The sequence below is a fragment of the Pseudomonas sp. AG1028 genome (assembly GCF_007993955.1).
GTDB lineage: Bacteria > Pseudomonadota > Gammaproteobacteria > Pseudomonadales > Pseudomonadaceae > Aquipseudomonas > Aquipseudomonas straminea.
The window spans coordinates 37,636-63,311 of record NZ_VIVP01000007.1 but is presented as its reverse complement, the minus strand read 5'-3'; the positions used below and the strand labels follow the sequence as shown (position 1 = coordinate 63,311).

Annotated in this window: 23 protein-coding genes; 19 read left to right on the top strand and 4 right to left on the bottom strand. The window is 64.0% G+C overall.

Annotated elements, in window-relative coordinates; translation table 11 throughout:
* Positions 1-133 precede the first annotated feature (133 nt).
* From FB481_RS12950 to FB481_RS12915, 8 genes are all read left to right on the top strand, one after another.
* Complete coding sequence (locus FB481_RS12950) at positions 134-859, top strand: tellurite resistance TerB family protein (protein ID WP_147176661.1); 726 nt, start codon at positions 134-136, stop codon at positions 857-859.
* Positions 860-1,060: 201 nt separating this feature from the next.
* Positions 1,061-2,683: a methyl-accepting chemotaxis protein gene (locus FB481_RS12945; protein WP_147176660.1), complete on the top strand. Its 1,623-nt coding sequence runs from the start codon at positions 1,061-1,063 to the stop codon at positions 2,681-2,683.
* 4 nt (positions 2,684-2,687) lie between these two features.
* Positions 2,688-3,185, top strand: a complete 498-nt coding sequence (locus FB481_RS12940; protein WP_147176659.1) for a chemotaxis protein CheW — start codon at positions 2,688-2,690, stop codon at positions 3,183-3,185.
* On the top strand, positions 3,182-4,432 hold the full coding sequence (locus FB481_RS12935; protein WP_147176658.1) for a protein-glutamate O-methyltransferase CheR: 1,251 nt from the start codon (positions 3,182-3,184) through the stop codon (positions 4,430-4,432). The genes FB481_RS12940 and FB481_RS12935 overlap by 4 nt, the downstream gene beginning before the upstream one ends.
* Complete coding sequence (locus FB481_RS12930; RefSeq protein WP_147176657.1) at positions 4,422-5,090, top strand: chemotaxis protein CheW; 669 nt, start codon at positions 4,422-4,424, stop codon at positions 5,088-5,090. Before FB481_RS12935 ends, FB481_RS12930 begins: the two co-directional genes overlap by 11 nt.
* On the top strand, positions 5,087-7,387 hold the full coding sequence (locus FB481_RS12925; protein WP_147176656.1) for a hybrid sensor histidine kinase/response regulator: 2,301 nt from the start codon (positions 5,087-5,089) through the stop codon (positions 7,385-7,387). The genes FB481_RS12930 and FB481_RS12925 overlap by 4 nt, the downstream gene beginning before the upstream one ends.
* Entirely contained in the window at positions 7,384-8,385 is a 1,002-nt protein-coding gene (locus FB481_RS12920) for a chemotaxis response regulator protein-glutamate methylesterase (RefSeq protein ID WP_093506149.1), read from the top strand. The genes FB481_RS12925 and FB481_RS12920 overlap by 4 nt, the downstream gene beginning before the upstream one ends.
* Before the next feature lie 53 nt (positions 8,386-8,438).
* A complete protein-coding gene (locus FB481_RS12915; RefSeq protein WP_093506147.1) occupies positions 8,439-9,470 on the top strand; it encodes a diguanylate cyclase in 1,032 nt (343 codons plus the stop codon).
* Position 9,471: 1 nt separating this feature from the next.
* Here the strand turns inward: FB481_RS12915 and FB481_RS12910 are convergent, their stop codons facing one another.
* Positions 9,472-11,121: a GGDEF domain-containing protein gene (locus FB481_RS12910; protein WP_147176655.1), complete on the bottom strand. Its 1,650-nt coding sequence runs from the start codon at positions 11,119-11,121 to the stop codon at positions 9,472-9,474.
* Positions 11,122-11,281: 160 nt separating this feature from the next.
* Here FB481_RS12910 and prfB point away from each other — a divergent pair.
* The 5 genes from prfB (at position 11,282) to FB481_RS12885 (ending at position 16,520) form a co-directional block, all read left to right on the top strand.
* Positions 11,282-12,377 (top strand): peptide chain release factor 2 gene (gene prfB, locus FB481_RS12905; protein WP_143103616.1). Its coding sequence is split into 2 segments (ribosomal slippage): positions 11,282-11,353 and positions 11,355-12,377, totalling 1,095 coding nucleotides; the frame shifts between segments, so codons are not numbered across the junction.
* 96 nt (positions 12,378-12,473) lie between these two features.
* Positions 12,474-13,976 carry a lysine--tRNA ligase gene (gene lysS, locus FB481_RS12900; protein ID WP_147176654.1) on the top strand — a complete coding sequence of 501 codons (1,503 nt, stop codon included), beginning with the start codon at positions 12,474-12,476 and terminating at the stop codon, positions 13,974-13,976.
* 285 nt (positions 13,977-14,261) lie between these two features.
* Positions 14,262-14,813 (top strand): hypothetical protein, encoded by a 552-nt coding sequence (locus tag FB481_RS12895; RefSeq protein WP_093506141.1) that lies wholly within the window; start codon positions 14,262-14,264, stop codon positions 14,811-14,813.
* A gap of 25 nt (positions 14,814-14,838) precedes the next feature.
* The gene (locus tag FB481_RS12890; RefSeq protein WP_093506139.1) at positions 14,839-16,134 is read left to right on the top strand and encodes a flavohemoglobin expression-modulating QEGLA motif protein; all 1,296 of its coding nucleotides are present in this window, start codon (positions 14,839-14,841) and stop codon (positions 16,132-16,134) included.
* 86 nt (positions 16,135-16,220) lie between these two features.
* Positions 16,221-16,520 carry a hypothetical protein gene (locus FB481_RS12885; RefSeq protein WP_093506137.1) on the top strand — a complete coding sequence of 100 codons (300 nt, stop codon included), beginning with the start codon at positions 16,221-16,223 and terminating at the stop codon, positions 16,518-16,520.
* Between the two features lie 85 nt (positions 16,521-16,605).
* Here FB481_RS12885 and FB481_RS12880 read toward each other — a convergent pair whose 3' ends face one another.
* The 3 genes from FB481_RS12880 to FB481_RS12870 form a co-directional block, all read right to left on the bottom strand.
* Positions 16,606-17,391 carry an OmpA family protein gene (locus FB481_RS12880; RefSeq protein WP_093506135.1) on the bottom strand — a complete coding sequence of 262 codons (786 nt, stop codon included), beginning with the start codon at positions 17,389-17,391 and terminating at the stop codon, positions 16,606-16,608.
* Between the two features lie 47 nt (positions 17,392-17,438).
* A complete protein-coding gene (locus FB481_RS12875) occupies positions 17,439-17,876 on the bottom strand; it encodes a DUF4398 domain-containing protein (RefSeq protein ID WP_093506133.1) in 438 nt (145 codons plus the stop codon).
* 237 nt (positions 17,877-18,113) lie between these two features.
* Entirely contained in the window at positions 18,114-18,458 is a 345-nt protein-coding gene (locus FB481_RS12870) for a pilin assembly protein (protein WP_093506130.1), read from the bottom strand.
* Between the two features lie 165 nt (positions 18,459-18,623).
* On the opposite strand from FB481_RS12870, the gene ppc reads away from it, so the two are divergent.
* The 6 genes from ppc to FB481_RS12840 all read left to right on the top strand — a co-directional run bounded on the left by ppc (position 18,624) and on the right by FB481_RS12840 (position 25,517).
* Positions 18,624-21,260, top strand: coding sequence for a phosphoenolpyruvate carboxylase (ppc, locus tag FB481_RS12865; RefSeq protein WP_147176653.1), 2,637 nt, complete (start codon positions 18,624-18,626; stop codon positions 21,258-21,260).
* Between the two features lie 322 nt (positions 21,261-21,582).
* The gene (gene adk, locus FB481_RS12860; RefSeq protein ID WP_013790274.1) at positions 21,583-22,230 is read left to right on the top strand and encodes an adenylate kinase; all 648 of its coding nucleotides are present in this window, start codon (positions 21,583-21,585) and stop codon (positions 22,228-22,230) included.
* Positions 22,231-22,483: 253 nt separating this feature from the next.
* The gene (locus FB481_RS12855) at positions 22,484-23,266 is read left to right on the top strand and encodes a 5'-nucleotidase, lipoprotein e(P4) family (RefSeq protein WP_147176652.1); all 783 of its coding nucleotides are present in this window, start codon (positions 22,484-22,486) and stop codon (positions 23,264-23,266) included.
* Positions 23,267-23,432: 166 nt separating this feature from the next.
* On the top strand, positions 23,433-24,125 hold the full coding sequence (gene tsaB, locus FB481_RS12850; protein WP_147176651.1) for a tRNA (adenosine(37)-N6)-threonylcarbamoyltransferase complex dimerization subunit type 1 TsaB: 693 nt from the start codon (positions 23,433-23,435) through the stop codon (positions 24,123-24,125).
* A gap of 119 nt (positions 24,126-24,244) precedes the next feature.
* On the top strand, positions 24,245-24,586 hold the full coding sequence (locus FB481_RS12845; RefSeq protein WP_147176650.1) for a hypothetical protein: 342 nt from the start codon (positions 24,245-24,247) through the stop codon (positions 24,584-24,586).
* A gap of 67 nt (positions 24,587-24,653) precedes the next feature.
* Positions 24,654-25,517 (top strand): DUF72 domain-containing protein, encoded by an 864-nt coding sequence (locus FB481_RS12840; RefSeq protein ID WP_147176649.1) that lies wholly within the window; start codon positions 24,654-24,656, stop codon positions 25,515-25,517.
* Positions 25,518-25,676: the final 159 nt, after the last annotated feature.

Sequence of the window (25,676 nt, the reverse complement as noted above, 5' to 3'; positions counted from 1 at the left end):
AACGTTGCCGGCAGGTCGTCTGTCTATCGACCTGCGGGCCGCGGTCGTTCGCGCAATATCCTGACGCAATCTGTAACCGACGGCGGCCAGGCTTCGCAGTAGATTCATCCGTTCCGAATCCCTGGAGACGTCCATGAATACGCGTGGCTTGCTCGACCAACTGCTCAAGTCCGGGCAGCAATTGCTGCAACAGAAAACCGCTGGCAAATCCTCATCCGGCCTGGGTGATGCCCTGGGCGGCCTACTTGGCGGCGCTTCTGGTAAAACCTCTGGCGGTGGTAGCGATCTGGGGTCGATGCTCAAGGGCGCCGGTGGCGGCGCTGCGCTGGCTATGCTGCTGGGCAACAAACGGGTCCGCAAGGTCGGTGGCAAGGTGGCGATCTATGGCGGTTTGGCCGCCCTTGGCGTGATCGCCTACAAGGCCTACGGCAACTGGCAGGCCAAGCAGGCCGGCGCGCCCAAGGGCGAGCCGCAGACCATCGATCGTCTGCCGGCGTCCGAAGTGGAGCTGCACAGCCAGAGCATCCTCAAGGCGCTGGTGGCTGCAGCCAAGGCCGACGGTCATGTCGACGAACGCGAGCGCGAGCTGATCGAGGGCGAGTTCAGCAAGCTGGCCAGCGACAGCGAAACTCAACATTGGCTGCACGCCGAGCTGAACAAACCACTGGACCCGGCCGAGGTGGCGCGCGCCGCCAGTACGCCGGAAATGGCCGCGGAGATGTACGTGGCCAGCGTGCTGATGGTCGACGAGGAGCACTTTATGGAGCGCGCCTATCTGGACGAGCTGGCCCGCCACCTCAAGCTCGACCCGGCCCTCAAGGCCGAGCTGGAAGCCCAGGTTCGCCAAGACCTCAATTAATCCCCTCGCACTATGACTGCCGGTGGCCTCGTGCCGCCCGGCAGCTGTCCGTGTTCTCCCTCTTCATGTCCGGGTGCCTGTTCTACAGTGAATAGGTCCGGTCTCGCTTGCGCTGCACTCGCAACGCCCCTAGAGTCCGGCAGCATGAGCTGGAGGCGCTGCCCTGCGGCGGATCACGAATATCGGCAGATGGGGTTGAATGTGAAGAACTGGACTGTTCGCCAGCGTATCCAGGCAAGTTTTGCGGTCATCATCGCGATCATGGTGCTGATGGCGGTGTCATCCTTCGAGCGCCTGCTGAAGGTCGAGGAAGGCGCTACTCGCCTGCTGGACGACGCCATGCCCGGTATGTTCCAGATTACTCAGGTGCGCAGCGGCTGGACGGACATGTTTCACCAGACCATCGTTCAGGTCAGCTTGCGTGAAGTGCACAGCCTCACCGACGCGGACAAGCAACTGATCAAGGGGGCTAACGACAAACTGGCTGCGTCCCTCACTGACTACCGCGCCACCATCCGCGATGACGCCGACCGAAGCGCACTCGAGGCGTTCGAAAAGACCCGAGATCTGTTCATTCAGCAGCAGGCTGAAGTCCTCGACCTCTATGACCTGGGGCGTCAGGCCGACGCCGAGGCACAGCTCAACGGTCAGCTCACCAATACTTGGAACGAAGGCCGCACGCAGCTGACCTCGATGATCGAACTCAATCGCGATGTGGCTTATTCCTCTGCGGGCGACATCGTGTCGGCAGTCAACCGCGCCGAGCTGAGCATGGCAATTTCCGTGCTGTTGGCGATCATCGTCGCATTCGTGTGCGGCTACTTCCTGATGCAGGCGATTACCCGCCCGGTGCAACAGGTGGTCAACACCCTGCAGACATTGGCCAGTGGCGATCTGACCGCGCGGCTGAATCTGGGCCGTCGCGACGAGTTCGGCGCTATCGAAACCGGTTTCAACGGTATGGCAGAAGAAATCAAAGCGCTGGTCGCCCAGGCGCAGCGCTCGGCCGTGCAGGTCACCACCTCGGTGACCGAGATCGCCGCTACCTCCAAACAGCAGCAGGCTACGGCCACCGAAACGGCTGCCACCACTACGGAAATCGGTGCCACCTCTAGGGAAATCGCTGCTACGTCCCGGGACCTGGTGCGCACCATGACCGAGGTTTCCGGCGCCGCCGAACAAACCTCGACCCTGGCCGGTGCCGGCCAGCTCGGCTTGGCGCGCATGGAAGACACCATGCACCAGGTCATGAGCGCCGCCGAGCTGGTCAACGCCAAGCTAGCGATCCTCAACGAGAAGGCTGGCAACATCAATCATGTGGTCACCACCATCGTCAAAGTGGCGGACCAGACCAACCTGCTGTCGCTCAATGCGGCCATCGAGGCGGAGAAGGCCGGGGAGTACGGGCGGGGGTTCGCGGTGGTCGCTACCGAAGTGCGCCGCCTGGCTGATCAGACGGCGGTGGCCACCTACGACATCGAGCAAATGGTGCGTGAGATCCAGTCGGCAGTATCCGCCGGTGTGATGGGCATGGACCGCTTCTCCGAGGAGGTACGCCGCGGTATCGCCGAGGTGGGGCAAGTTGGTGAGCAGTTGGCGCAGATCATTCATCAGGTGCAGGCGCTGGCGCCGCGCGTGCTGATGGTCAACGAAGGCATGCAGGCGCAGTCCACCGGTGCCGAGCAGATCAACCAGGCGCTGGTGCAGCTCAGCGAGGCCTCGTCGCAGACCGTCGAGTCGCTGCGCCAAGCCAGCGCCTCCATCGACGACCTCAATCTCGTGGCGAACGGTCTGCGCACCGGCGTCAGCCGCTTCAAGGTCTGAATCAATGACCGAGGCAGGCAGGTCTTCGCCGGGGCGGCGTAGTCCGGGACAACTGTTCCTGCTGTTCAGCATGGGCAGCGACCGCTACGCCCTGGACGTTCACGAGGTGGTCGAAGTGTTGCCGTTGCGCCGCTTTAAGCAGATTCCCGCCGCACCAACGTGGGTGGCTGGATTGTTTGTGTTTCGCGGCACACCCGTGCCGGTGATCGACCTGGCTGCCCAGGCGCTAGGGCAGCCTGCAGTGGTGCGCACCAGCACCCGCTTGGTCGTCGTGCATTATCAGACCCGCTGGCTGGGCCTGATTCTGGAGCAGGCCAGTGACACCCTGCGCAGCCCTGCCGAGTCCTTTGTGGACAGCGGCGTCGACCTGCCGAACGCCCGGTATCTGGGCCCGGTCCTCAAGTCCGAGCAGGGCCTGGTGCAGTGGGTTCGGGTCGCGGACCTGCTCGACGAGCCGGTCCGCGAGTTACTGTACGCGCCGCTTGCGGAGGGCGGTCGATGAGCGCGCGTTTTGAACGGCTCCTGCACGGCCTTATCGGCCTGGATGCCGAATCAGTCGGTCAGGTGGTGATCGAGCGTGCGGTTCGTCAGCGTATCGCGGCACTGAGCTGTGGCGACGAGGATACCTACTGGTTGAAAGTGCAGGGGTCGGCCAGTGAGCAGCAGGCGCTGGTCGAGGCGGTGGTGGTGCCGGAAACCTGGTTCTTCCGTTACCCGGAATCCTTCGTCGCGCTGGTCAGCCTGGCCCGTGAGCGCTGCGTGCAACTGGCTGGTGCCCGGCCGCTGCGCATCCTCAGCCTGCCATGCTCAACCGGCGAGGAGCCCTATTCGATCGCCATGGCACTGCTTGATGCCGGTGTGCCAGGCGACGGCTTTCGCATCGATGCCATGGACATCAGCGAGGTCAACCTGCAGAGAGCCGAGCGGGCCCGGTATGGCCGCAATTCCTTTCGTGGCGACGACCTGAGCTTTCGTGATCGTCATTTCAGCGAAACCCCAGAGGGCTTCGAGCTGCGCACCGAGGTACGACGCAAGGTGCGCCTGTTGGCTGGCAATCTCCTGGCGCCCGGCTTGCTGGCCGGCGAAGCGCCCTATGATTTCGTGTTCTGCCGCAACCTGCTGATCTACTTTGACCGACCGACCCAATATGCGGTAGCCGCTGTGTTGCAGCGACTAATGCGCGATGATGGTGCAATGTTCATCGGCCCCGCCGAGGCCAGCCTGTTCAGCCAGATCGGCATGCAGGCCTTGAGTATTCCGCTGGCGTTTGTATTTCGTCGTCAGGCCGCCCGGCCAGTGCAGTCGCCAGCGCCAAGCCTTCAAGTTCCGGCGAAGCCTGCGCCCAGAACAGCGCCTTTACCGCGCTCGGCTGCCCGGGTGCCTGCTGCGGTACTTCGCACGCCGGTCACGGCGCCTGCACCTGCTGCGGTCGTTGCCGATAGCGCACTGGAGGAAATTGCCGCCCTCGCCAATGCCGGGCGCAGTGACGAAGCGCGCGCCGCCTGTGAGCGCTACCTCGCCGCCCACGGGCCAGACGCCCAGGTGTTTTACTGGCTAGGGTTGCTCAGCGATGTGGCCGGGCGCCGCAGCGAAGCCCAGGCCTATTACCGCAAAACCCTTTACCTGGCGCCGACCCATGCCGAGGCCCTGGCGCACCTGTCGGCGCTGCTCGCCGCCGGTGGCGACTTGGCCGGTGCCAAGCGCCTGCAACAGCGAGCGGGCCGTGGAGTGAGCCGTGATGAGCGATAACTTGCTGCCGCTGAGCGATGCCGTCGACGACTGCTGGAACCGCATCGGCGTGCAGGGCGACAAGTCCTGCGAACGCCTGGTCAAACATATCCACTGCCGCAATTGCGAAGTGCACGCCGAACTGGCTACTCGACTGCTGGACCGCTTCGCGCTGCAGCGCAGCGACGCCCAGCCCGATGAGGAATGGGTCGAACAGGACGACAGCGAGCGCCGTTCGCTGCTGCTGTTCCGTCTGGGTGATGCCTGGTTGGCCTTGCCGACCCGGGCGCTCAGCGAAGTCGCCGCCAGCACGCCGATCCATTCCCTGCCGCACCAGCGTTCGCTGGGGCTGATCGGCGTGACCAACGTACGAGGCGCCTTGGTGGCGTGCTTTTCCCTGGGCGAAATGCTCGGGCTCGAGCCCGGTGAGGCGGTAAGCGAGCGCCGCGTGGTGCCGCGTATGCTGATCTTCAACCTGGCGGACGGGCCGGTGGTGATTCCGGTCGACGAGGTCGAGGGCATCGAGGCGATCGCCGTCGGCCAGATCGTCGAGTCCGGCGCTGGCAGCGTACCGGTGGGCCGCCGGTTCGCGGCGGGCGTGTTGCAATGGAAAGGCCGTAGCGTGACCCTGCTCGACGAACAGCTCGTGCAGCAGACCATCGCCAGGAGTTTCGGATGACGCCCGATCAGATGCGCGACGCATCACTGCTGGAGCTGTTCAAGCTTGAAGCCGAGGCCCAGACCCAGGTGCTCAACAGCGGCCTGATGGTGCTCGAGCGTGACCCACGGCATGCCAGCAGCCTCGAGGCCTGCATGCGCGCGGCCCACTCGCTCAAGGGGGCGGCACGTATCGTCGGCCTGGATGCCGGGGTCAAGGTCGCCCACGTCATGGAGGATTGCCTGGTCGAAGCCCAGGAAGGCCGCCTGCTGCTCAGCCCTGAGCATATCGATGCCTTGTTGCAGGGCGCCGATATTCTGCTTGGGCTTGGCACGCCGCTTCAGCCCGGTGCGGTCGATCCTGGTATCGACGCCCTGGTGGCGCGCCTGGGCGCATTGGCGCGCGGGCTCCCGGCTCCGTCTGCGGCGCCGGTGCAGGCACCAAGTCCTGTTGCGGAGCCTGCTGCCGCCATTGCGCCATCCGAGTCGCCAGTTAAAGCACCTGTTGTCGAGCCGCCCGTTGCACTGCCGCCTGCCAAACCGGAACCCAGCGAGCCTGCAGGCGAGGGCCGCGCTCGGATTCTGCGGGTCAGTGCCGAACGACTCGATCACCTGCTGGATATCTCCAGCAAATCCCTGGTGGAATTCCAGCGCATCAAACCCCTGGGCGACAGCCTGCAGCGCCTGAAACGTCTGCAGGCCACAGCCCGCCGCGCACTGGATGTGGCACGCGAAGCGTTGCCCAAGGGCGCTGTGGATGCCCAGGCCGAGGCCATGCTGCAGGAAACCCGCCAGGCGCTTGGCGAGTGCCAGCAGCTGCTGGTTCAGCACATGACCGACCTGGACGACTTCGGCTGGCAGGGTGGACAGCGCGCCCAGTCGCTCTACGACGCTGCGCTGGCCTCGCGCATGCGTCCATTCGCCGATGTGCTGGCCGGGCAGGAACGCATGCTGCGTGACCTATCCCGCTCGCTTGGCAAGCAGGTGCGCCTGGTGGTCGAAGGCGAGAGCACCCAGGTCGACCGCGACGTGCTTGAACGCCTCGAAGCGCCGCTCACCCATCTGCTACGCAATGCTCTGGACCACGGTATCGAAACGCCCGAGCGGCGCCTGGCTCAGGGCAAACCGGCCGAAGGGCAGATCCTGATCCGCGCCCGACACCATGCCGGCATGCTGTTGCTCGAGCTGCGCGACGACGGCGGCGGCGTTGATCTCGAGAAGCTGCGCCAGGCGGTGATCAGCCGCGGTTTCGCCACCGAGCAGACTGGCGAGCAGCTGACCGAAGACGAACTGCTGGCTTTCCTGTTCCTGCCTGGCTTCAGCATGCGCGATCAGGTTACCGAGGTGTCCGGCCGTGGTGTTGGCCTGGACGCCGTGCAGCATATGGTGCGGCAGCTGCGTGGCGGCGTGCGCATGCAGCAGCGCCATGGCGAGGGCTCGACCTTCCACCTGGAAGTGCCGCTGACCTTGTCGGTGGTCCGCAGCCTGGTGGTCGAGGTGGGCGGCGAAGCCTACGCGCTGCCGCTCGCCCATATTGAACGCATGACCCGTCTGCAGGCCGAGGACATCGTTCAGCTCGAAGGTCGTCAGCACTTCTGGAGCGAGGGCCAGCACGTCGGCCTGATCGCCGCCAGCCAGATTCTCCAGCGCCCGGAAGGCAAGCCCAGCGACAACGGCATCCCCGTGGTGCTGATCCGCGACCGCGACAGCCTGTTCGGTCTGGTGGTCGAGCGCTTCATCGGCGAACGTACCCTGGTGGTGATGCCGCTGGACGCGCGCCTGGGCAAGGTGCAGGACGTATCCGCCGGCGCCCTGCTGGACGACGGCACCCCGGTGTTGATTCTCGATGTCGAGGACATGCTGCATTCGGTGGCCAAGCTGCTCGGCAGCGGGCGCCTGGAACGGGTCGACCGCAACGCCCGGCAACTGTCCGGCAGCAAGCGCAAGCGCGTGCTGGTGGTCGACGACTCGCTGACCGTGCGCGAGCTGGAGCGCAAGCTTTTGCTGTCGCGCGGCTACGACGTGGCGGTGGCAGTGGATGGCATGGACGGCTGGAACGCGCTGCGCGCCGAGCACTTCGATTTGCTCATAACTGACATCGACATGCCACGCATGGACGGCATCGAATTGGTCACCCTGGTACGCCGCGACAGCCGCTTGCAGTCGCTGCCGGTGATGGTGGTGTCCTACAAGGATCGGGAAGAAGACCGCCGGCGTGGACTGGATGCCGGGGCCGACTATTATCTTGCCAAGGCCAGTTTCCATGACGAGGCGTTACTCGACGCCGTGGTTGACCTGGTAGGGGAACCACACGAATGAGGATCGGGATCGTCAACGACATGCCGCTCGCGGTGGAGGCCATTCGCCGGGCGCTGGCGCAGGAGCCGGCGCATCGTATCGTCTGGGTGGCGGGCAACGGTGCCGAGGGCGTGGCGTGTTGCCAGGCTGACACGCCGGATCTGGTATTGATGGACTTGCTGATGCCGGTCATGGACGGTGTCGAGGCGACGCGGCGGATCATGGCGCAGACGCCCTGCGCGGTACTGATCGTCTCGGTGGATATCGAGCAGTACGTCAACCGCGTGTTCGAGGCCATGGGGCATGGTGCTCTGGATGCCGTCAACACCCCTTCGCTTGGCGGGCAAAGTAGCGAAGCTGCGGTGCTGCTGCGCAAGATCCAGAACATCGGCTGGCTGATCGGCCAGAGTAGCAACCGCAAGCCGATCGCCGCGGCAACTGCGCCAGCTAACACAGCCGCCCGCCGCCTGGTGGCTATCGGTGCCTCGGCCGGCGGGCCGGCGGCGCTGGCCGTGCTGCTCAAGCAATTACCGCGTAACTTCAATGCTGCAGTGATGCTGGTGCAGCATGTCGACGAAGTGTTCGCTGCCGGCATGGCCGAATGGCTGGCAGGTGAGTCGGCCCTGCCGGTGCGCCTGGCTCGCGATGGTGAGCAACCGCAGCCGGGCCTGGTGCTGCTGGCCGGTACCAACAACCATATGCGCCTGCAGCGCAACGGCACCCTGACCTACACCGCGGAACCGCGCAGCCACGTATACCGGCCTTCCATCGATGTGTTTTTTGACAGCTTGGTCGAGCACTGGACGGGCGAGGGCATTGGCGTGCTGCTCACCGGCATGGGCCGCGACGGTGCCCAAGGTTTGAAGAACATGCGCAACCGTGGTTTCACCACCATCGCCCAGAACCAGGCCAGCTGCGCGGTGTATGGCATGCCCAAGGCCGCCGCCGAACTGCAGGCGGCCAACGAAATACTCACGCTGGAGCGTATCGCACCACGCATCGTCGAACTGTTTGGCTGATAGACTAACCGCCACTCACCAGAGGCCTGCCTTCAACCGGTCCGGAGACCAACATGCAAGTCCCACCCCAATCCATGGAAGAATTCGGCTCACGCAAGGACGGCGCGGTCATGGTGTTGCTGGTCGATGACCAGGCGATGATCGGGGAGGCGGTTCGTCGTGAGCTGCTGGGCGAGGAGGGCATCGATTTCCACTATTGCTCCGACCCGACTCAGGCCATCGCCGTGGCCGAGCAGCTGCGCCCGACGGTGATTCTGCAGGATCTGGTGATGCCCGGTGTCGACGGCATTACCCTGCTCGGCGAATACCGTGCGCGCCCGGCGTTGCGCGATGTGCCGATCATCGTGCTGTCGACCAAGGACGATGCCACGGTAAAGAGCTCGGCATTCGCCGCCGGCGCCAACGATTACCTGGTCAAGCTGCCTGATACCATCGAGATGGTGGCTCGTATTCGCTATCACTCGCGCTCTTACATGGCCCTTCTGCAGCGCGACGAAGCCTACCGCGCATTGCGTGAAAGCCAGCAGCAACTGCTGGAAACCAACCTGGTGCTGCAGCGGCTGATGAACTCCGACGGCCTGACCGGGCTGTCCAATCGTCGCCATTTCGATGAGTACCTGGAGATGGAATGGCGCCGTGCGACCCGCGAGCAGACTGCGCTGTCGCTGCTGATGATCGACGTCGACTTCTTCAAGAGCTTCAATGATCATTTCGGTCATGTGGCCGGTGACGATGCCCTGCGCCGTGTAGCAGCCGCGCTACGCGGTAGCTGTAGCCGCTCTACCGACCTGGCTGCACGCTACGGCGGCGAGGAGTTCGCCATGGTGTTGCCCGGCACTTCAGCTGGCGGTGCGCGACTTCTGGCCGAAAAGGTACGCCGCGCGGTGACCGACCTCGGCATCCCCCACCACAAACCAGAGCCGGACTCGGTGCTGACCGCCAGCATCGGCGTCGCCACCCTGGTGCCGCGGGTCGGCCAGACGTCTCTGCAACTGGTCAACCTTGCCGACCAGGGCCTGTACATGGCCAAGCAGGCTGGCCGCGATCAGGTCGGTCTGGTCAACGACACCAGCGCATTGTCCTGAGTCACTGTGGCTCGTCCGCCGGCGCTTCGCCGTGCAGCATGACGCGGCCGCGGCCGGTCTGCTTGGCGCGGTATAGGGCCTGATCGGCCATCTCCATCACCTTTTCGAGATCCGCATCGTGCTGTGGCCAGAGCGCGCCGCCGATGCTGCAGCCGATCAGCAATTGCCGGCTTTCCCAATGTATCGGCGCCGCCAGGGCCTGGAGCGTGCGCTCGGCGATCTGCCGGGCCTGGTTGGCTGCGTCATCGGCAGCCACCTGCAGGATCATCAGAAACTCGTCGCCGCCCAGGCGCACCACCAAGTCGCCGCCGCGCAGGCAGCCACGCATCCGTGAGGCCGCCTCGCGTAGCACCTGATCCCCAGCGCCGTGCCCATAGCGGTCGTTGACCGGCTTGAAACCGTCTAGATCCAGATAGAGCACCGCCAGGCCGTCCTGGGCGCTCTGATTACGTTGCTGCGCCCGGGGTAGAAAGCGCGCCAGCGCGGCGCGATTTGGCAGGCCGGTCAGCGGGTCGTGGTGGGCACGGTTTTCCAGCGCATCAAGTTCGGCGTGCTGATGGGTGAGGCTTTCCACCAGGTGGCGGATGGAATGGCTGAGCCGGGCGATCTCGCGAGGACTACCGATTTCCGGGATCACGGTGATTTCGCCACTGGCCAGGCGGTCGGCCGCGCGGGCGATGGTGCGCAGCGGGCGGGTCACGTAGCTGGCCAGCAGCCAGCCGCAGGCGGCGAACAGCAGGGCCAGCACCACGCTCCAGGCGAGAATGATCAGGTGCATGGCCCGTACCGGCGCATCGGCCAGCTCAAGATCCTGACGGGCCACCACCATCCAGCCCAGGCCCGGATAGTCGAGGTAGCCCTGGCTGGCTGTCAGGCCGGTGAGGTATTGCTTGCCGTCGGGCCATTGCTGAACGGCCCAGTCGCTCTGCCGGGCCGACAGGTTCTGCATCATCGGCAGATGCAGTTTCTGTCCGACCAGCTCGCGGGGGCCAAGCAGGATGGTGCGATCGCGGCCGATCACGAAGAATTCCACCTGGCGGGTTTCCTCTATGGGCTTGAGGATCGCCTCGCGTACCTCGTCGGCCCAAGACCATGACAGATGCGAGGCCAGCACACCGACCAGGTGGCCAGTGTCATCGCGCACCGGCAGGCTGATGTCGACGAACTTCATCGCCTCGCCGGTAGGGTTGGGCAGCAGCTTGGCCAGCAGCACTGCCTCGTGCACGTCGCCGATGAACAGTTCCTTGCTGCCTTCGAGAAATACCGGCCGCTGGGCGATGCTGGCGCCTTCAAGAATGCCGTCGCTGGAAGCCCGTACCTTGCCCTGGGCATCGGTGAAACCGATCCAGGCGATGCTCGGGAACTTGCCCTGCAGCTCGTCGAGCAGGCGGCGTACTTCGCGGCTGTCGCCCGGGTGGCGCAGGGCACTGAGGCTGCCGATCACCTGTAGCATGCTGGCGCGGCTCTGCATGTCGCGATCCAGGCGATCGACCATGGTGTAGGAGACTTCGGCCAGGTCGCGGCCGATTTCTGCGCGGATGCGCTGGCTGGAATCCCGGCTGATCAGGCCGCCGAGCAGCAGGCTGAGCAGGCAGACCAGTGCCACGGTGAGCAGGGCATAGTGGCTACGCAGGCTTTGGGTGCGGAGCATTGGGGCTGGAGATCCTTGGCTCGATGGCGGGCTGCCCGTCGAGTATAGAAGGGCCGTTAGTGCGCAGGTGGCCGATCACCGCCTGGCGTGCTGCCAGAATAGCCTGAGTCGGGTATACTCCGCGGCTTTTCCGAAGTTTTACCTGCGAGTGCCGCCAGCCATGGAAATCAACCCGATCCTGAACAGCATCAAGGACCTGTCCGAGCGCACCCAGACTATTCGGGGGTATCTTTGACTACGATCACAAGCATGATCGTCTCGTCGAAGTAAACCGCGAACTCGAAGACCCGAACGTCTGGAACAAGCCTGAATACGCCCAGAGCCTGGGCCGTGAGCGCTCCACCCTGGCGCAGATCGTCGAAACCATCGACGACCTGACCGGCAGCCTGGCCGACTCTCGCGACCTGCTGGACATGGCTGTAGAAGAGAACGATCAGGGCGCCGTCGACGACGTCGCCGCTGAAATCGAGCGCCTGCGCGAAATTCTCGAGAAGCTCGAATTCCGCCGCATGTTCAGCCACGAGATGGACCCCAACAACTGCTACCTGGATATCCAGGCCGGCTCCGGTGGTACCGAGGCCCAGGACTGGGCCAACATCCTGCTGCGCATGTACCTGCGCTGGGCCGACAAGCGCGGCTTCAATGCCGAGATCGTCGAGCTGTCCGAAGGTGAGGTCGCCGGCATCAAGGGCGCCACCGTGCACATCAAGGGCGAGTACGCCTTCGGCTGGTTGCGTACCGAGATCGGCGTGCACCGCCTGGTGCGCAAGAGCCCGTTCGACTCCGGCGCCCGTCGCCACACCTCGTTTTCGGCGGTGTTCGTCTCGCCCGAGATCGACGACAAGGTGGAGATCGAAATCAACCCGGCCGACCTGCGCATCGACACCTACCGCTCCTCCGGTGCTGGTGGTCAGCACGTCAACACCACCGATTCGGCGGTACGTATCACCCACGTGCCGACCAACACCGTGGTGGCCTGCCAGAACGAACGTTCCCAGCACGCCAACAAGGACACCGCCATGAAGATGCTGCGGGCCAAGTTGTACGAGCTGGAGATGCAGAAACGCAACGCCGCCTCCCAGGCGCTGGAAGACAGCAAGTCGGATATAGGCTGGGGCCACCAGATCCGCTCCTATGTGCTCGATGACTCGCGCATCAAGGATCTGCGTACCGGCGTCGAGCGTAGCGATTGCCAGAAGGTGCTCGACGGCGACCTCGACGGTTACCTCGAAGCCAGCCTCAAACAGGGCCTCTGAGCCCGCACCCCATGCCGGGGCCGCTGCCCGTGAGCAGCGGCGCCCTGCGGATTTATTCATCGAATCAGTGACCAGACGCCAGGCAGACAGACGACCATGAGCGACCAACAGCCCGACCAGCACGAACTGCAACAGGAAGAAAACAAGCTGATTGCCCAGCGCAAGGAAAAGCTTGCTGCCATCCGTGAGCAGGGCAGTGCCTTCCCGAACGACTTCCGCCGCGACAATCTCTGCGCCGAGCTGCAGAAACAGTACGTGGACAAGACCAAGGAAGAGCTGGAAGCGGCGGCCATTCCGGTCAAGGTTGCCGGGCGCATCATGCTCAACCGTGGCGCGTTCATGGTCATCCAGGACATGAGCGGGCGTATCCAGGTCTACGTCAACCGTAAGACCCTGCCCGAAGAAACCCTGGCTCAGGTAAAGACCTGGGACATGGGCGACATCATCGCCGCCGAAGGCACCCTGGCCCGTTCCGGCAAGGGCGACCTTTACGTCGAGATGACCAGCGTGCGCCTGCTGACCAAGTCGCTGCGCCCGCTGCCGGACAAGCACCACGGCCTGACCGATACCGAGCAGCGCTACCGCCAGCGCTACGTCGACCTGATCGTCAACGAAGAAGTACGCGACACCTTCCGCGTGCGTTCCCACGTCATCGCCCACATCCGCAAGTTCCTCGCCGAGCGCAACTTCCTGGAAGTGGAAACGCCGATGCTGCAGACCATTCCCGGGGGGGCCGCGGCCAAGCCGTTCGAAACTCACCACAATGCCCTGGACATGGCCATGTTCCTGCGCATCGCGCCGGAGCTGTACCTCAAGCGTCTGGTGGTTGGTGGCTTCGAAAGGGTCTTCGAGATCAACCGCAACTTCCGTAACGAAGGCGTTTCGACCCGGCACAACCCCGAGTTCACCATGCTCGAGTTCTACCAGGCCTACGCCGACTACGAAGACAACATGGACCTGACCGAGGAGCTGTTCCGCGAGCTGGCCCAGACCATTCTCGGTAGCACCGACGTGCCGTACGGCGACAAGGTGTTCCACTTCGGCGAGCCATTCGTACGCCTGTCGGTGTTCGACTCCATCCTCAAGTACAACCCGGAAATCACTGCCGCTGACCTGCAGGATCTGGACAAGGCTCGCGCCATCGCCAAGAAAGCCGGCGCCAAGGTGCTCGGCTTCGAAGGCCTGGGCAAGCTGCAGGTGATGATTTTCGAGGAGCTGGTCGAGCACAAGCTGGAGCAGCCGCACTTCATCACTCGTTACCCGTTCGAAGTCTCGCCGCTGGCCCGTCGCAGCGACGATGATCCAAGCGTGACCGATCGCTTCGAGCTGTTCATCGGTGGCCGCGAGATCGCCAATGCCTACTCCGAGCTCAACGACGCTGAAGACCAGGCCGCGCGCTTCATGCAGCAGGTGGCCGACAAGGACGCCGGTGACGACGAAGCCATGCACTTCGACGCCGACTTCGTGCGCGCCCTCGAGTACGGCATGCCGCCGACTGCGGGCGAGGGCATCGGCATCGACCGTCTGGTGATGTTGCTGACCAATTCGCCGTCGATTCGTGACGTGATTCTATTCCCGCACATGCGCCCGGAACTCTAAGAACCTGTTCGCTATCTGCTGCGCGTCGGCGCTCCTGCGTTAAAAACAAGCTCGGAATGCTCATTTACCACTTGTAAACTCCGCTTCCTCGCTTGTTTTTGCCTTGGATCGCTCTAGCTCGCGAGATCGTGAACAGGCTCTAAGGATCGAACGAGCCGCCTCAGGGCGGCTTTTTATTGCCCGCGATTCTGCGCCTATCCTTGAGATAGCGCGCTTGACGCAGTGCGCAGCAGGGTTGGACTATCAGGCCGTTGCCGGCCACACGCCTGTCTCAAGGAGAGCATGATGAAAGCCTGTCGCGCATTGGTGGTGCTGTCGTTGCTGCTCTTGAGCGGCTGCCTGGTGACCTTCAGGGAGCCGATTCCGGCCAACGAGGCGGCGCCGATTCCGCTGCTCGGCGTGTGGTCGCGGGTGGACGAGTGGGGCGAGCTGCGTTACCTGGACATCACCCGTGCCGGCTCCAACCTGTACAAGGCCGACACCTACGTCGACAACCCGGATAACGTGCCCAGCGTGCAGAGCTACAGCTTCACCGTGGCCCACCACGGGCGGCGCTGGTACCTGTCTGCGGGCCTGCCCAAGCGCATGGGCGCCAACTACGCCATCGGCGGCTTCGAACTGACACAGACCGGCGAGCTGGTGCTTTTCAACCTGGATGTTGAGCGTATTCGCCAGGCCATCGCCACGGGCGAGCTGGCCGGCAACGACGTACAGATGCCCCAGGGCCAGGGCGTGCTGGTCACCAGCAAGTTGGACAAGGTGTTCGCCTACCTGAACGATCCTGCCAACTCCGACCTGTTCGTCGAAGTGGCGCGCTACCAGCGCAGCGTGCCCTGACATTTTCAACGCAAAGAGGATTGCCATGAACAGCCACCTAGCACTCGACGGCTACCAACTGGCGGTGCGCGCGCTGTCCGACCGCATTGTCGAGGCGCAGACGCCAATCCGCGTGCTCGATGCGGTGAAATGGGACGATTCCGTTCGCCAGACCTTTCTCAAGCACAAGGGCCGCGAGCTGCCGGCCATCGACCGTAGCTACTACGACAGCCGTCCGCTGCCCTTTGACCCGGCCGCCAAGAAGCTGGAATTCCAGAATATCGAGCGCGACATCACCCGCCAGCTCGGTCAGTTCAACCCGGTCGGGCAGATCATGCGCCGCATGTGCCGCGAGTACCGCATGGTGATTCGCATGCTGGAAGCGCGCGGCACCTCGGATTTCGGGCTGATTTCCCAGGAGCTGTACGGCGCTGCGTCCGACGCCTTCCACGCCGGTGACCCGACCCTGGCGGATCTGGGGCTGATGTTTTCCGACTACCTGAACAACATCGACAGCCGCGGTGATCTCAAGGACGAACCCAAAACCCTGGGCGCCAAGGAAGCCGTGGCCCTGCTGCAGAGCCGCCTGAACCTGGTATTCGGCGAGAGCGAGAACACCATTCGTGTGTTCGAGTCCGACGGCATTCTTGCCGACGCCGCGGCCGGCGCCGACTACATCAAGATCCGCACTGACGCCATGTTCAACGAGCGTGACGTCAAGGCGCTGGAAGTGCACGAAGGGCTGGTGCACGTGGCGACCACGCTGAATGGCCAGAACCAGCCGATCTGCACCTTTCTGGCCAAGGGGCCACCCTCGTCGACGGTCACCCAGGAAGGCCTGGCGATTCTCATGGAAGTGATCGCGTTCGCCTCCTACCCCAGCCGCCTGCGCAAGCTGACCAACCGTACTCGCGCCATTCACATGGCCGAGCAGGGCGCCGACTTCGTGCAGGTCTGCGATTTCTACCGCGAGCAGGGTTTCAGCCTGGAAGACAGCTACAGCAATGCCAGCCGAGCCTTCCGCGGCTCGGCGCCGGACGGTCTGCCCTTTACCAAGGACCTTTCTTATCTGAAGGGTTTCATCATGATCTACAACTATATCCAGCTCGCGGTGCGCAAAGGAAAGCTGGAACAGATCCCTTTATTGTTCTGTGGCAAGACCACGCTCGAGGATATGCGTACGCTACGCCAGCTGGTCGATGAAGGCCTGGTGAGCCCACCCAAGTACCTACCGCAGCAGTTTCGCGACCTCAACTCGCTGTCGGCCTGGATGTGCTTTTCCAACTTCCTCAATCACCTGAGCCTGGATCGGATCGAAGCCGACTACGCCAATATCCTCTGAGCACCGGCTCGGGTCGGTGGCGATGCGGCAGATCCCCACTTTTCCGAGCTGCCTGACCGGGCAGCCTGCACCGAGATGATGCCGGTATGACAGCGCCCAACCCCATTCCTCTGATTCTCACCGCCATCGGCAGCGTCGCCGGCACCGTGGCGGTGCTCGGTTATTACGGCTACCTGCATTTCGCCAAGCCTGAAGACGCCTTGCTGCTGGCCGAATTCACCATGCTCAAGACCATTCCCGGCGAGGATTACCGGGTCAGCCTGAAGCCCGCCGACCAAGTGGCGCAGTGCATCGATGGCGTGCTGGTACTGTTCGATCTACAGCAGAAGGGCCTCAGCGGCGTACTGGTGGATGACGCCAAGCGCGCGGTGCGCTGCAACCCCTGAAATGATAAACCCCGCCTGAGCGGGGTTTGTCATTCAAGGAAGTCTGTAGCCTTGCGCAGCAGACTCCCTCAGGCAGGCCAGAGCCTTAGTTGCTCATGCTCGAGCGTGGGGCGACCGGCTTGTTGTCGTTGGAAATAGTCACTTCCACACGACGATTCATGGCGCGGCCGGCCGAGTCGCTGTTGCTGGCAACCGGGTATTCTTTGCCATAACCCTGAGCGACGATGCGCTCCGGGCCGACACCCTGGCTGATCAGCGCGGCGCGAACGGAGTTGGCGCGGCGCTCGGACAGGCTCTGGTTGTACTGAGCCGAGCCGGTGCTGTCGGTGTAGCCTTCGACGATCACCTTGCGATCCGGGTTTTCCTGCAGGAACTGGGCGAGCTTGGTGATGTTGTGCATGCCGCCCGGCTTGAGCTCGGAGCGATCCAGATCGAACAGTACGTCACCAAAGGTCACCAGGGTGCCGCGCTCGGTCTGCTTGGCGTTCAGGCTGTCCTGCAGCTGCTTGATCTGCGCATCGCGGGCTTCCAGACGCGCCTGGGCACGTTGGGCGCCGGTCTGCTCCAGGTTCTGCTCGGTGGTGCGCAGAGCGATGGTCTGTTCGGCAAGCTCGATGCGCTTGTTGGCCAGGTAGGACAGCTGGTCGACGCGCTTCTCGTCTTCTTTCTCGCGGTAGGCCTTCTCTGCACGCTCCAGGGCTTCGCCGGCGTCCTTGGTTTCCAGAGCGGCTACTTTGACCGACTCCGGGTTGGTCTGCAGGCTGGAGTAGCTGCTGCGCGCCTGCTCCAGGTTGACGTTGGGCTTGGAGGCGCAAGCAGCTAGGCCGACGCTCAGGGCCAGCAGGGCAGGAATCATCACTTGATTACGCATGGTCGTTCATCCTTCTATGAATTGGCGAAAGCGGTAGCGGGGCGTTATTACTGCTGACCCTGAGGGCGCATCTGCTCGGCGCCACGCATGCCTTCCTGACGCAGCTCTTCGATACCCTGCTGAGCATCCTTGAGCGCCTTGTCCGCCTTGGCAGCCTGGGTCTTGCGGGTCGCTACGCGGGCGTCCCACTCGGCCTGCTCAGCCAGCCGCTTGGCTTCTTCGTAGTTCTTTTCGACCATTTCCAGCTCGGCCTGCTTGAGCTTGTCCTGAGCGGATTTGGTTTCTACTGCGGCGAACTCGGTGCCGCCGGAGCTGACGGCTTCATTGACGGCGGACTTGGTCACGGCCATCTGCTCGCTGGGCGGGTTGCCAGCGCAGCCTGCCAGCAGCAGGCTGCTGCCAATGGCCAGCGCAGCGACCTTCCAGCTGGCCAGTTGGGTACGAGCATTTGGGGCAGTTTTAGTGGTCATGGTGTGCAACTCCATTGGTAAATAACTGGCAAAACAGTCGGTTCCACGATGGTTACCTGCCGGACGGAGCTCAGGAGCGTAGGGCTGCTGAGTAAGTTTTTCTCCGGCGACCAGTGGTCGCATCGGCATAGTTGTGTGAGTTGGCCACTTAGCGAAACGTTCAGCAAAAAACTGCAGAGTGCCACCAGAGAGTTGCCATTCAGAGCTGCGCAGGCCCCGTGGCTGCTGGCCTGCACGCATCTGACCAAGTGATCAGGTTGGCGAGGGCGGTTGCCCCGCGTCGAGCTCCTGGCGGTAGTGGCGGGCCAGTTCGAGAAAGCGCGGCGTTGGCCCGATGTCTTCATAGACCGGATTGCCTTCCTCGTCGGTGGCCACCACCTGGCTGCCCTGCACGTAGGGCATGCTGGCTTCCAGGTCTTCCAGCGCGGCGCTCAGCAGTTCGGCGAGCAATTCTTCGGGGCGACGTTTGGGGTACATGTGGTGCAGCGCCGCCAGGCGGGCGGCGGCCTCCACGTCCAGGTGCACTTGGTAAGGCGCGCTGGTCAACTGGCCGGTGGCGTTCTGTTCCCATTGCTGGACGAGCTGGCGAATCTTCATAGAGACCTCGGGGCAGGGTTGTTTCCTAGAGACCCGAGCGCTCCGGTGGCGTTCCGGTTGCAGCTCGTTGTGCGGGCCGGATGCGGCTTTACTCATGGCCTGGCTTGTCAGGCGCCTCGCGGCTGGGCAATCTGAGGGCTCACGCAGAGGCGATGGGAGACTGGTATGACGCAAATCGATGCACGTCTACGCGAGGATGTTCACCAACTCGGTGAGCTGCTCGGCACCACCATCCGCGATCAGCACGGCGAAGCGTTTCTCGACAAGATCGAGCGCATTCGCAAGGGCGCCAAGGCCGCGCGCCAGGGCTCGGCTGACGGCGCACGGCAGCTCAGCGAAACTCTCGACGGGCTGCACGATGACGAGCTGTTGCCGGTGGCCCGCGCCTTCAACCAGTTTCTCAACCTGGCCAATATCGCCGAGCAGTACCACCGCGTGCGCCGCCGTGGCACTGGCGAAGCGCAGCCCTTCGAAAACCGCGTGTTCGACGAGTTGCTGCAGCGCCTGCGGGCCAACGGTCATGAGCCCGCAGCCCTGGCCCGACAGGTCGCCGAGCTGGATATCGAGCTGGTGCTTACCGCACATCCCACCGAGGTGTCGCGGCGCACGCTGATTCAGAAGTACGACGCCATATCCGCGCAGCTCGCCGAGCAGGATCACAGTGACCTGTCGAGCGCCGAACGTGAGGCCATTGCCAGCCGCCTGCAACGGCTGATCGCCGAGGCCTGGCACACTGAGGAAATTCGCCGCGTACGGCCGACCCCGGTGGACGAGGCCAAGTGGGGCTTCGCGGTGATCGAAAATTCCCTGTGGTACGCGCTGCCGACGATGATGCGCAAGGCCGACCAGGCGTTGCAGCGGGAAACCGGGCAACGCCTGCCGCTGGACGCCGCCCCGATTCGCTTCGCCTCGTGGATGGGCGGTGATCGCGACGGCAACCCCAATGTCACCGCCAAGATTACCCGCGAGGTGCTGCTGCTGGCGCGCTGGATGGCCGCCGACCTGTACCTGCGCGACATCGACAGCCTGGCCGCCGAGCTGTCCATGCAGCGCGCCAACGACGAGCTGCGCGCCCGCGCAGGTGACAGTGCCGAGCCCTACCGCGCCGTACTCAAGCAACTGCGCGAGCGGCTGCGTGCCACCCGAACCTGGGCCCACGAATCGCTGGCCGGGTCGGTCAATCCGCCAGCGCAGGTGCTGCACGATAACGCCGAGCTGCGCGAGCCCTTGCTGCTCTGCTATCGCTCCCTGCATGACTGCGGCATGGGGGTGATCGCCGATGGCCCGCTGCTGGATTTCCTGCGTCGCGTCGGTACCTTCGGGCTCTTCCTGGTGCGCCTCGACGTGCGCCAGGACGCCACCCGTCATGCTTCTGCCATGGCCGAGATCACCGAGTACCTGGGCCTGGGCCGCTACGACAGCTGGGACGAAGAACAGCGGCTGGCATTCCTGCAGGATGAGCTGAGCGGTCGCCGGCCCTTGCTGCCGGCCGATTTCAAGCCCAGCGACGACGCGGCCGAAGTGCTCGCCACCTGCCGCGAAGTGGCGGCTGCGCCGGCGGCCTCGCTGGGCTCCTATGTGATCTCCATGGCGGGCGCTGCCTCGGACGTGCTCGCGGTGCAGCTGCTGCTCAAGGAAGCCGGGCTGCGCCGCCCGATGCGAGTGGTGCCGCTGTTCGAAACCCTGGCGGACCTGGACAACGCTGCTGTGGCCATCGAGCGATTGCTTGGCCTGCCGGACTATCGCGCCGGCCTGCAGGGCCCGCAGGAAGTGATGATCGGCTATTCGGATTCCGCCAAGGACGCCGGCACCACCGCAGCCGCCTGGGCGCAGTACCGCGCCCAGGAAAGCCTGGTGCGCATCTGCCGCGAGCACGAGGTCGAGCTGCTGCTGTTCCATGGTCGCGGCGGCACCGTGGGACGCGGCGGCGGCCCGGCCCACGAGGCGATCCTATCGCAGCCGCCGGGTTCGGTTAACGGGCGCTTCCGCACCACCGAGCAGGGCGAGATGATCCGCTTCAAGTTCGGCATGCCGGATATCGCCGAGCAGAACCTCAACCTCTACCTGGCCGCGGTGCTGGAAGCCACCTTGCTGCCGCCACCGGTGCCGCAGAAGAGCTGGCGCGCGCAGATGGACAAGCTGGCCGCCGATGGCGTGGCCACCTACCGCGGCGTGGTGCGCGAGCATCCGCAATTCGTCGAGTACTTCCGCCAGGCCACGCCCGAGCAGGAGCTTGGCCGTCTGCCCTTGGGCAGCCGGCCAGCGAAGCGTCGCGAGGGTGGGGTGGAAAGCCTGCGCGCCATCCCGTGGATTTTCGCCTGGACCCAGACCCGCCTGATGCTGCCCGCTTGGCTCGGCTGGGAGGCCGCCTTGCGCAATGCGCTGGAGCGTGGCGAGGGCGAGTTGCTGCGCGAAATGCGCGAGCAGTGGCCGTTCTTCCGCACGCGCATCGACATGCTGGAGATGGTGCTGGCCAAGGCCGACGAGTCGATCGCCAGGCTGTATGACGAGCGCCTGGTGACGCCTGAACTGCAACCTTTGGGCGCGCATTTACGCGACCTATTGTCGCAGGCCAGCGAGGTGGTGCTGGGGCTGACCGGTCAATCGCAGCTCTTGGTACACAGTCCCGAAACCCTGGAGTTCATTACCGTGCGCAACACTTATCTCGACCCGCTGCACCTGCTGCAGGCCGAGCTGCTGGCCCGCTCACGGCAGCGTGAACAGGAGCCCGGAAGCGCTCTGGAACAGGCGTTGCTGGTCAGTGTGGCGGGGATTGCGGCAGGGCTGCGCAACACAGGTTGAGGCGCTATCGAGCGCGCTGCATTGATGAATGATCGTGCTGGCAAAAGCGTTGATTCAGGGATGAATTGCCAGATATAGATCAGGGTGCGGCGCGCTTTCGACTTTGGTGGGATGGCGCGGCCATCACCGCTGCGCTCAAGCTGTACCAGCGTAACGGCAAGTCGACACGAACTGCGACTTTTCAACGGCTTGTGCGGCATTGGAGCGCTGTGTATCTTGATCGACCTTCTGACAGTTCGGCACCTGGCCGGGCTGCCGAAATCCAGTTGCGATTGGCCCCGCAAGGCGAGTCCACAATACCAAGAACTTGAGGAGCACATCGATGCGCGTGATTCTGTTGGGGGCGCCCGGTGCCGGCAAAGGTACTCAGGCAGGTTTCATCACCAAGAAATTCTCCATTCCGCAAATCTCCACCGGCGACATGCTGCGTGCTGCGGTCAAGGCCGGCACCGAGCTGGGCCTGGCAGCCAAGAGTGTGATGGACGCCGGCGGTCTGGTTTCCGATGAGCTGATCATCAACCTGGTCAAGGAACGCATCGCTCAGCCTGACTGCGCCAATGGCTTCCTGTTCGACGGTTTCCCGCGCACCATTCCGCAGGCTCAGGCCCTGAAAGATGCTGGCGTGCAGATCGACCACGTGGTGGAAATCGCCGTCGACGACGAAGAAATCGTCGGTCGCATCGCCGGTCGCCGCGTGCACCCGGGTTCGGGCCGCGTGTACCACACCGAGCACAACCCGCCGAAGGTGGCTGGTAAGGACGATGAAACCGGTGAAGACCTGATCCAGCGTGATGACGACAAGGAAGCCACCGTGCGTCATCGTCTGTCGGTCTACCACTCGCAGACCAAACCGCTGGTGGACTTCTACCAGAAGCTGTCGGCCGCCGAAGGCACGCCGAAGTACAGCGCCATCGAAGGCGTCGGCTCGGTCGAGCAGATCACCGCCAAGGTGCTGGCAGCGCTGAGCTGACCTGACCCACTTCAACAACGGCCCGCTTGCGGGCCGTTGTCGTTTCTGGGCATGCCAGAGCTATCACGGGCCCAATTCGGGTCGCTGTCAGGCAGCCACGGCCGCTGCCGTTTCGTTACTATCGGGCTCTCCATCGCCATCTGGCATGCTCCGAATTCCAGCCGGCGCGCCGCTGCGCGGGCTGGTTTGATCGACCGTCACGAAGAACTTCGAGAAAGGCGGCTACAACCCACCCTCCATCAGAGTGCATTCCATGACCCAGAACAGAAGATTCGCCTGCTTGCCCATCGCCCTGGTATCGGCACTGACTGCATCCGTCGCCTTGGCCGACGGCGCCCCCGAGAAGAAGGGCGAATGCTCGGTTGACCAGTTCACCATGGCGCTGCGCTACCAGCAGCAATCTGCGGAAGTTCGTGCCTTGCAGATGCAGGCTTACAACATCGCCACCGAGAAGCTCGACGCCGCTGTGGCCAAGGCCAAGGATCCTTCCAAGCTGGCCATCGTCACCGATGTGGATGAAACGGTGATCGACAACTCTGCGTTGCTGGCGCGCGACCTCGCCAACTGCCACAGCTATGACGGCTGGGACACCTGGCTGCCGTGGGAGCGTGATGGTGATCCGGTGCTGATCCCCGGTGCGAAGAAATTTCTCGAGCACGCCGACAAGCTGGGCGTGACCATTCGCTACGTGTCCGACCGCTCCGAGGAGCAAAAGGACTACACCCTCAAGGCGCTCAAGAAACTTGAGCTACCTCAGGTCAGCACCGACAGCGTATTGCTGCTTGGGCCACCCAAGGTGGAGCGCCGCGAGCTGGTCGCCAAGGACTACCGCATCGTGATGCTGCTCGGCGACACCCTGCATGATTTCGATGCGCGCTTCCGCAAAAAACCGGTGGCCGAGCAGCGCGCCACTGCCGATGCCGAGTCGGCCAAGTGGGGCACCGAGTGGATCGTGTTCCCGAATGCCGGCTATGGCACCTGGTCGAAAGAGCCCCTCAAGGCCTGGGACGCCAAGCCCGTTATCGAGAAGTGGTAACCCCCGCCCTGGATCGCTGATCCTCATCACCGGCGCCCCTTTGGGCGCCGGTTGTTTATCCGGCGGCCGCCTGGCCACTGCGTAGCGCCAGTTGGCCCGCCGTGCTGGAAAAAAACGCCCCAAACCGTTTTAATGCCCGCCCGCTCAGCTACCTCTACAGATCGCCATGACCACTCTGCTGGCCCTCGATACCGCCACCGAAGCCTGCTCCGTCGCCTTGCTGCATGACGGCCGCGTGACGAGCCACTACGAGGTGATTCCGCGCCTGCACGCGCAGAAACTGCTGCCGATGATCAAGACGCTGCTGGCCGAGCAGGGCGTCGCGCTGTCGGCGCTGGACGCCATCGCCTTCGGCCGCGGCCCGGGCGCCTTCACCGGCGTGCGTATCGCCATCGGCGTGGTCCAGGGACTGGCCTTCGCGCTGGATCGCCCGGTGCTGCCGGTCTCCAATCTGGCCGTGCTGGCGCAGCGCGCACAGCGTGAACATGGCGCCAGCCAGGTCGCTGCCGCCATCGATGCGCGCATGGATGAGGTGTACTGGGGCTGCTACCGGGCCGAAGCGGGCGAGATGCGTCTGCTCGGGCGCGAAGCCGTACTTGCTCCAGAACGCGCGTTGCTGCCGGACGACGCCCACGGCGAATGGTTTGGCGCCGGCACCGGTTGGGGCACCTTCGCCGAGCGCATCGGTGGCCAGGTCGCTGCCTGCGACGGGGCGATGCTGCCCCATGCCGAAGATCTGCTGAGCCTGGCCCGTTTCGCCTGGGCCCGCGGCGAGGCGGTGGTGGCCGATCAGGCCCAGCCGATCTACCTGCGCGATCAGGTCGCGACGCCAAAGATGCCGCCACCGGCGGGCTTTTGATCACCGAGCGACGAAAGGGTCGTCCTTTTGTCGTCAACTTACCGACATTAATTGCCAAGGGCGGACGACGCGGCTAAATTGCCGGTACTTCCGCACGCCTTCCTGCCGAGCCTTCATTGATGCGTATCGACGGTAACATCGCGCCCTATTCACCGGATCGTGGCCCCCGCTCGGGGACTGCGGTTACGCCCTATCGTGAGGCGAACCGGGAAACGGAAGTAAAGCGTGAGCAGCCGGCACCTACCGCAGCCACCCAGGGCTTCGAACAGACCCCGCAGATTCGTCGCGTGCAACAGAGCAATGCCAGCACCGACAACTACCCCGTGCGCGCGTTGGATAGCACCTACCAGCCGGCCATGAGCAACCGCGCTGCCCAGGCCATCGCCAGCTACAGCAGCACCGCCGCGTTCGCCCGCGATCAGGATGCCCAGCAGATTCTGGGCCTCGACCTCTACGCCTGATCGATTGGCGGTCGCTGAGCCGTCTGGCTCAGGCACAATAGCCGTTTTGGCTGTCTAGCGATTCGCGATGCTTCCCTATTTTCTTGGTTGTCCTTCCTGGAACGAGCCCGCCTGGCGCGGCAGCTTCTATCCGCCCGACCTGAACATGAGTGACAGCGTGGAACACTACTGCCGCGTGTTCAACGCGGTGGAGGGCAATACCACCTTCTATGCACGGCCCGACGCGGAAAAGCTCGCGCGCTGGGTGACGCGCATGCCGGCGCATTTCCGTTTCTGCGCCAAGGTACACAAGGACATCAGCCACGAAGGCGATCTGCGCGACCAGCTGGGCAGCACCCAGGCATTTCTCGATCTGCTTGCACCGCTGGGCGAGCGCATCACGCCGCTATGGTTGCAGCTGCCGGCGCAGTTCGGCCCTTCGCGGCTGGGTGAGCTGGCGGTTTGGCTGGACGAATTCGCCAACCGGCGGATCGCCGTGGAAGTGCGACATCCAGCGTTCTTCGACAAGGGCGACGAGGAGCGGGTACTCAATCGGCTGCTGCACGAGCGTGGCGTCGAGCGTATCTGCCTGGATTCCCGGGCGCTGTTCAGTTGCACGTCCCGCGACCCGGCGGTGCTGCATGCTCAGTCCAAGAAACCGCGTCTGCCGATTCGCCCGGCGGCGTTCACGGACAGCCCCCAGGTGCGCTTCATCGGCGGGCCGGACCTGGACGCCAACCAGCCGTTTCTCGAGCCCTGGCTGGACAAGATCGCTGCCTGGATCGAGCAGGGCCTGACGCCCCATGTATTCCTGCATACCCCGGACAATCACCTGGCCGCGGCTCAGGCGCTGCGTTTTCACGCGCTGTTGAGCGAGCGGTTACCGGGCCTTCCGCCATTGCCGCCGTACACCGACAACGAGCCGCGGGCGGAGCAGTTGGGGTTGCTTTAAGGCAGAAGCAGACATCGGGCACCGCCGCTCTTGTAGGAGGAGCTTTAGCTCCGAGCTTTATGAGGGTGCAAAGAGCTCGGGGCTAAAGCCCCTCCTACAATTTACGCGAACGGCCGCTCCAGCCACCTTTCTGCACGTCAGTCGCAGCCGCAGGATGGG

Coding starts and splice junctions, on each gene's coding strand:
- FB481_RS12950 (WP_147176661.1), top strand. CDS start 134: ATGAATACGCGTGGCTTGCTCGACCAACTGCTCAAGTCCGGGCAGCAA.
- FB481_RS12940 (WP_147176659.1), top strand. CDS start 2,688: ATGACCGAGGCAGGCAGGTCTTCGCCGGGGCGGCGTAGTCCGGGACAA.
- FB481_RS12935 (WP_147176658.1), top strand. CDS start 3,182: ATGAGCGCGCGTTTTGAACGGCTCCTGCACGGCCTTATCGGCCTGGAT.
- FB481_RS12930 (WP_147176657.1), top strand. CDS start 4,422: ATGAGCGATAACTTGCTGCCGCTGAGCGATGCCGTCGACGACTGCTGG.
- FB481_RS12925 (WP_147176656.1), top strand. CDS start 5,087: ATGACGCCCGATCAGATGCGCGACGCATCACTGCTGGAGCTGTTCAAG.
- FB481_RS12920 (WP_093506149.1), top strand. CDS start 7,384: ATGAGGATCGGGATCGTCAACGACATGCCGCTCGCGGTGGAGGCCATT.
- FB481_RS12915 (WP_093506147.1), top strand. CDS start 8,439: ATGCAAGTCCCACCCCAATCCATGGAAGAATTCGGCTCACGCAAGGAC.
- FB481_RS12910 (WP_147176655.1), bottom strand. CDS start 11,121: ATGCTCCGCACCCAAAGCCTGCGTAGCCACTATGCCCTGCTCACCGTG.
- lysS (WP_147176654.1), top strand. CDS start 12,474: ATGAGCGACCAACAGCCCGACCAGCACGAACTGCAACAGGAAGAAAAC.
- FB481_RS12895 (WP_093506141.1), top strand. CDS start 14,262: ATGAAAGCCTGTCGCGCATTGGTGGTGCTGTCGTTGCTGCTCTTGAGC.
- FB481_RS12890 (WP_093506139.1), top strand. CDS start 14,839: ATGAACAGCCACCTAGCACTCGACGGCTACCAACTGGCGGTGCGCGCG.
- FB481_RS12885 (WP_093506137.1), top strand. CDS start 16,221: ATGACAGCGCCCAACCCCATTCCTCTGATTCTCACCGCCATCGGCAGC.
- FB481_RS12880 (WP_093506135.1), bottom strand. CDS start 17,391: ATGCGTAATCAAGTGATGATTCCTGCCCTGCTGGCCCTGAGCGTCGGC.
- FB481_RS12875 (WP_093506133.1), bottom strand. CDS start 17,876: ATGGAGTTGCACACCATGACCACTAAAACTGCCCCAAATGCTCGTACC.
- FB481_RS12870 (WP_093506130.1), bottom strand. CDS start 18,458: ATGAAGATTCGCCAGCTCGTCCAGCAATGGGAACAGAACGCCACCGGC.
- ppc (WP_147176653.1), top strand. CDS start 18,624: ATGACGCAAATCGATGCACGTCTACGCGAGGATGTTCACCAACTCGGT.
- adk (WP_013790274.1), top strand. CDS start 21,583: ATGCGCGTGATTCTGTTGGGGGCGCCCGGTGCCGGCAAAGGTACTCAG.
- FB481_RS12855 (WP_147176652.1), top strand. CDS start 22,484: ATGACCCAGAACAGAAGATTCGCCTGCTTGCCCATCGCCCTGGTATCG.
- tsaB (WP_147176651.1), top strand. CDS start 23,433: ATGACCACTCTGCTGGCCCTCGATACCGCCACCGAAGCCTGCTCCGTC.
- FB481_RS12845 (WP_147176650.1), top strand. CDS start 24,245: ATGCGTATCGACGGTAACATCGCGCCCTATTCACCGGATCGTGGCCCC.
- FB481_RS12840 (WP_147176649.1), top strand. CDS start 24,654: ATGCTTCCCTATTTTCTTGGTTGTCCTTCCTGGAACGAGCCCGCCTGG.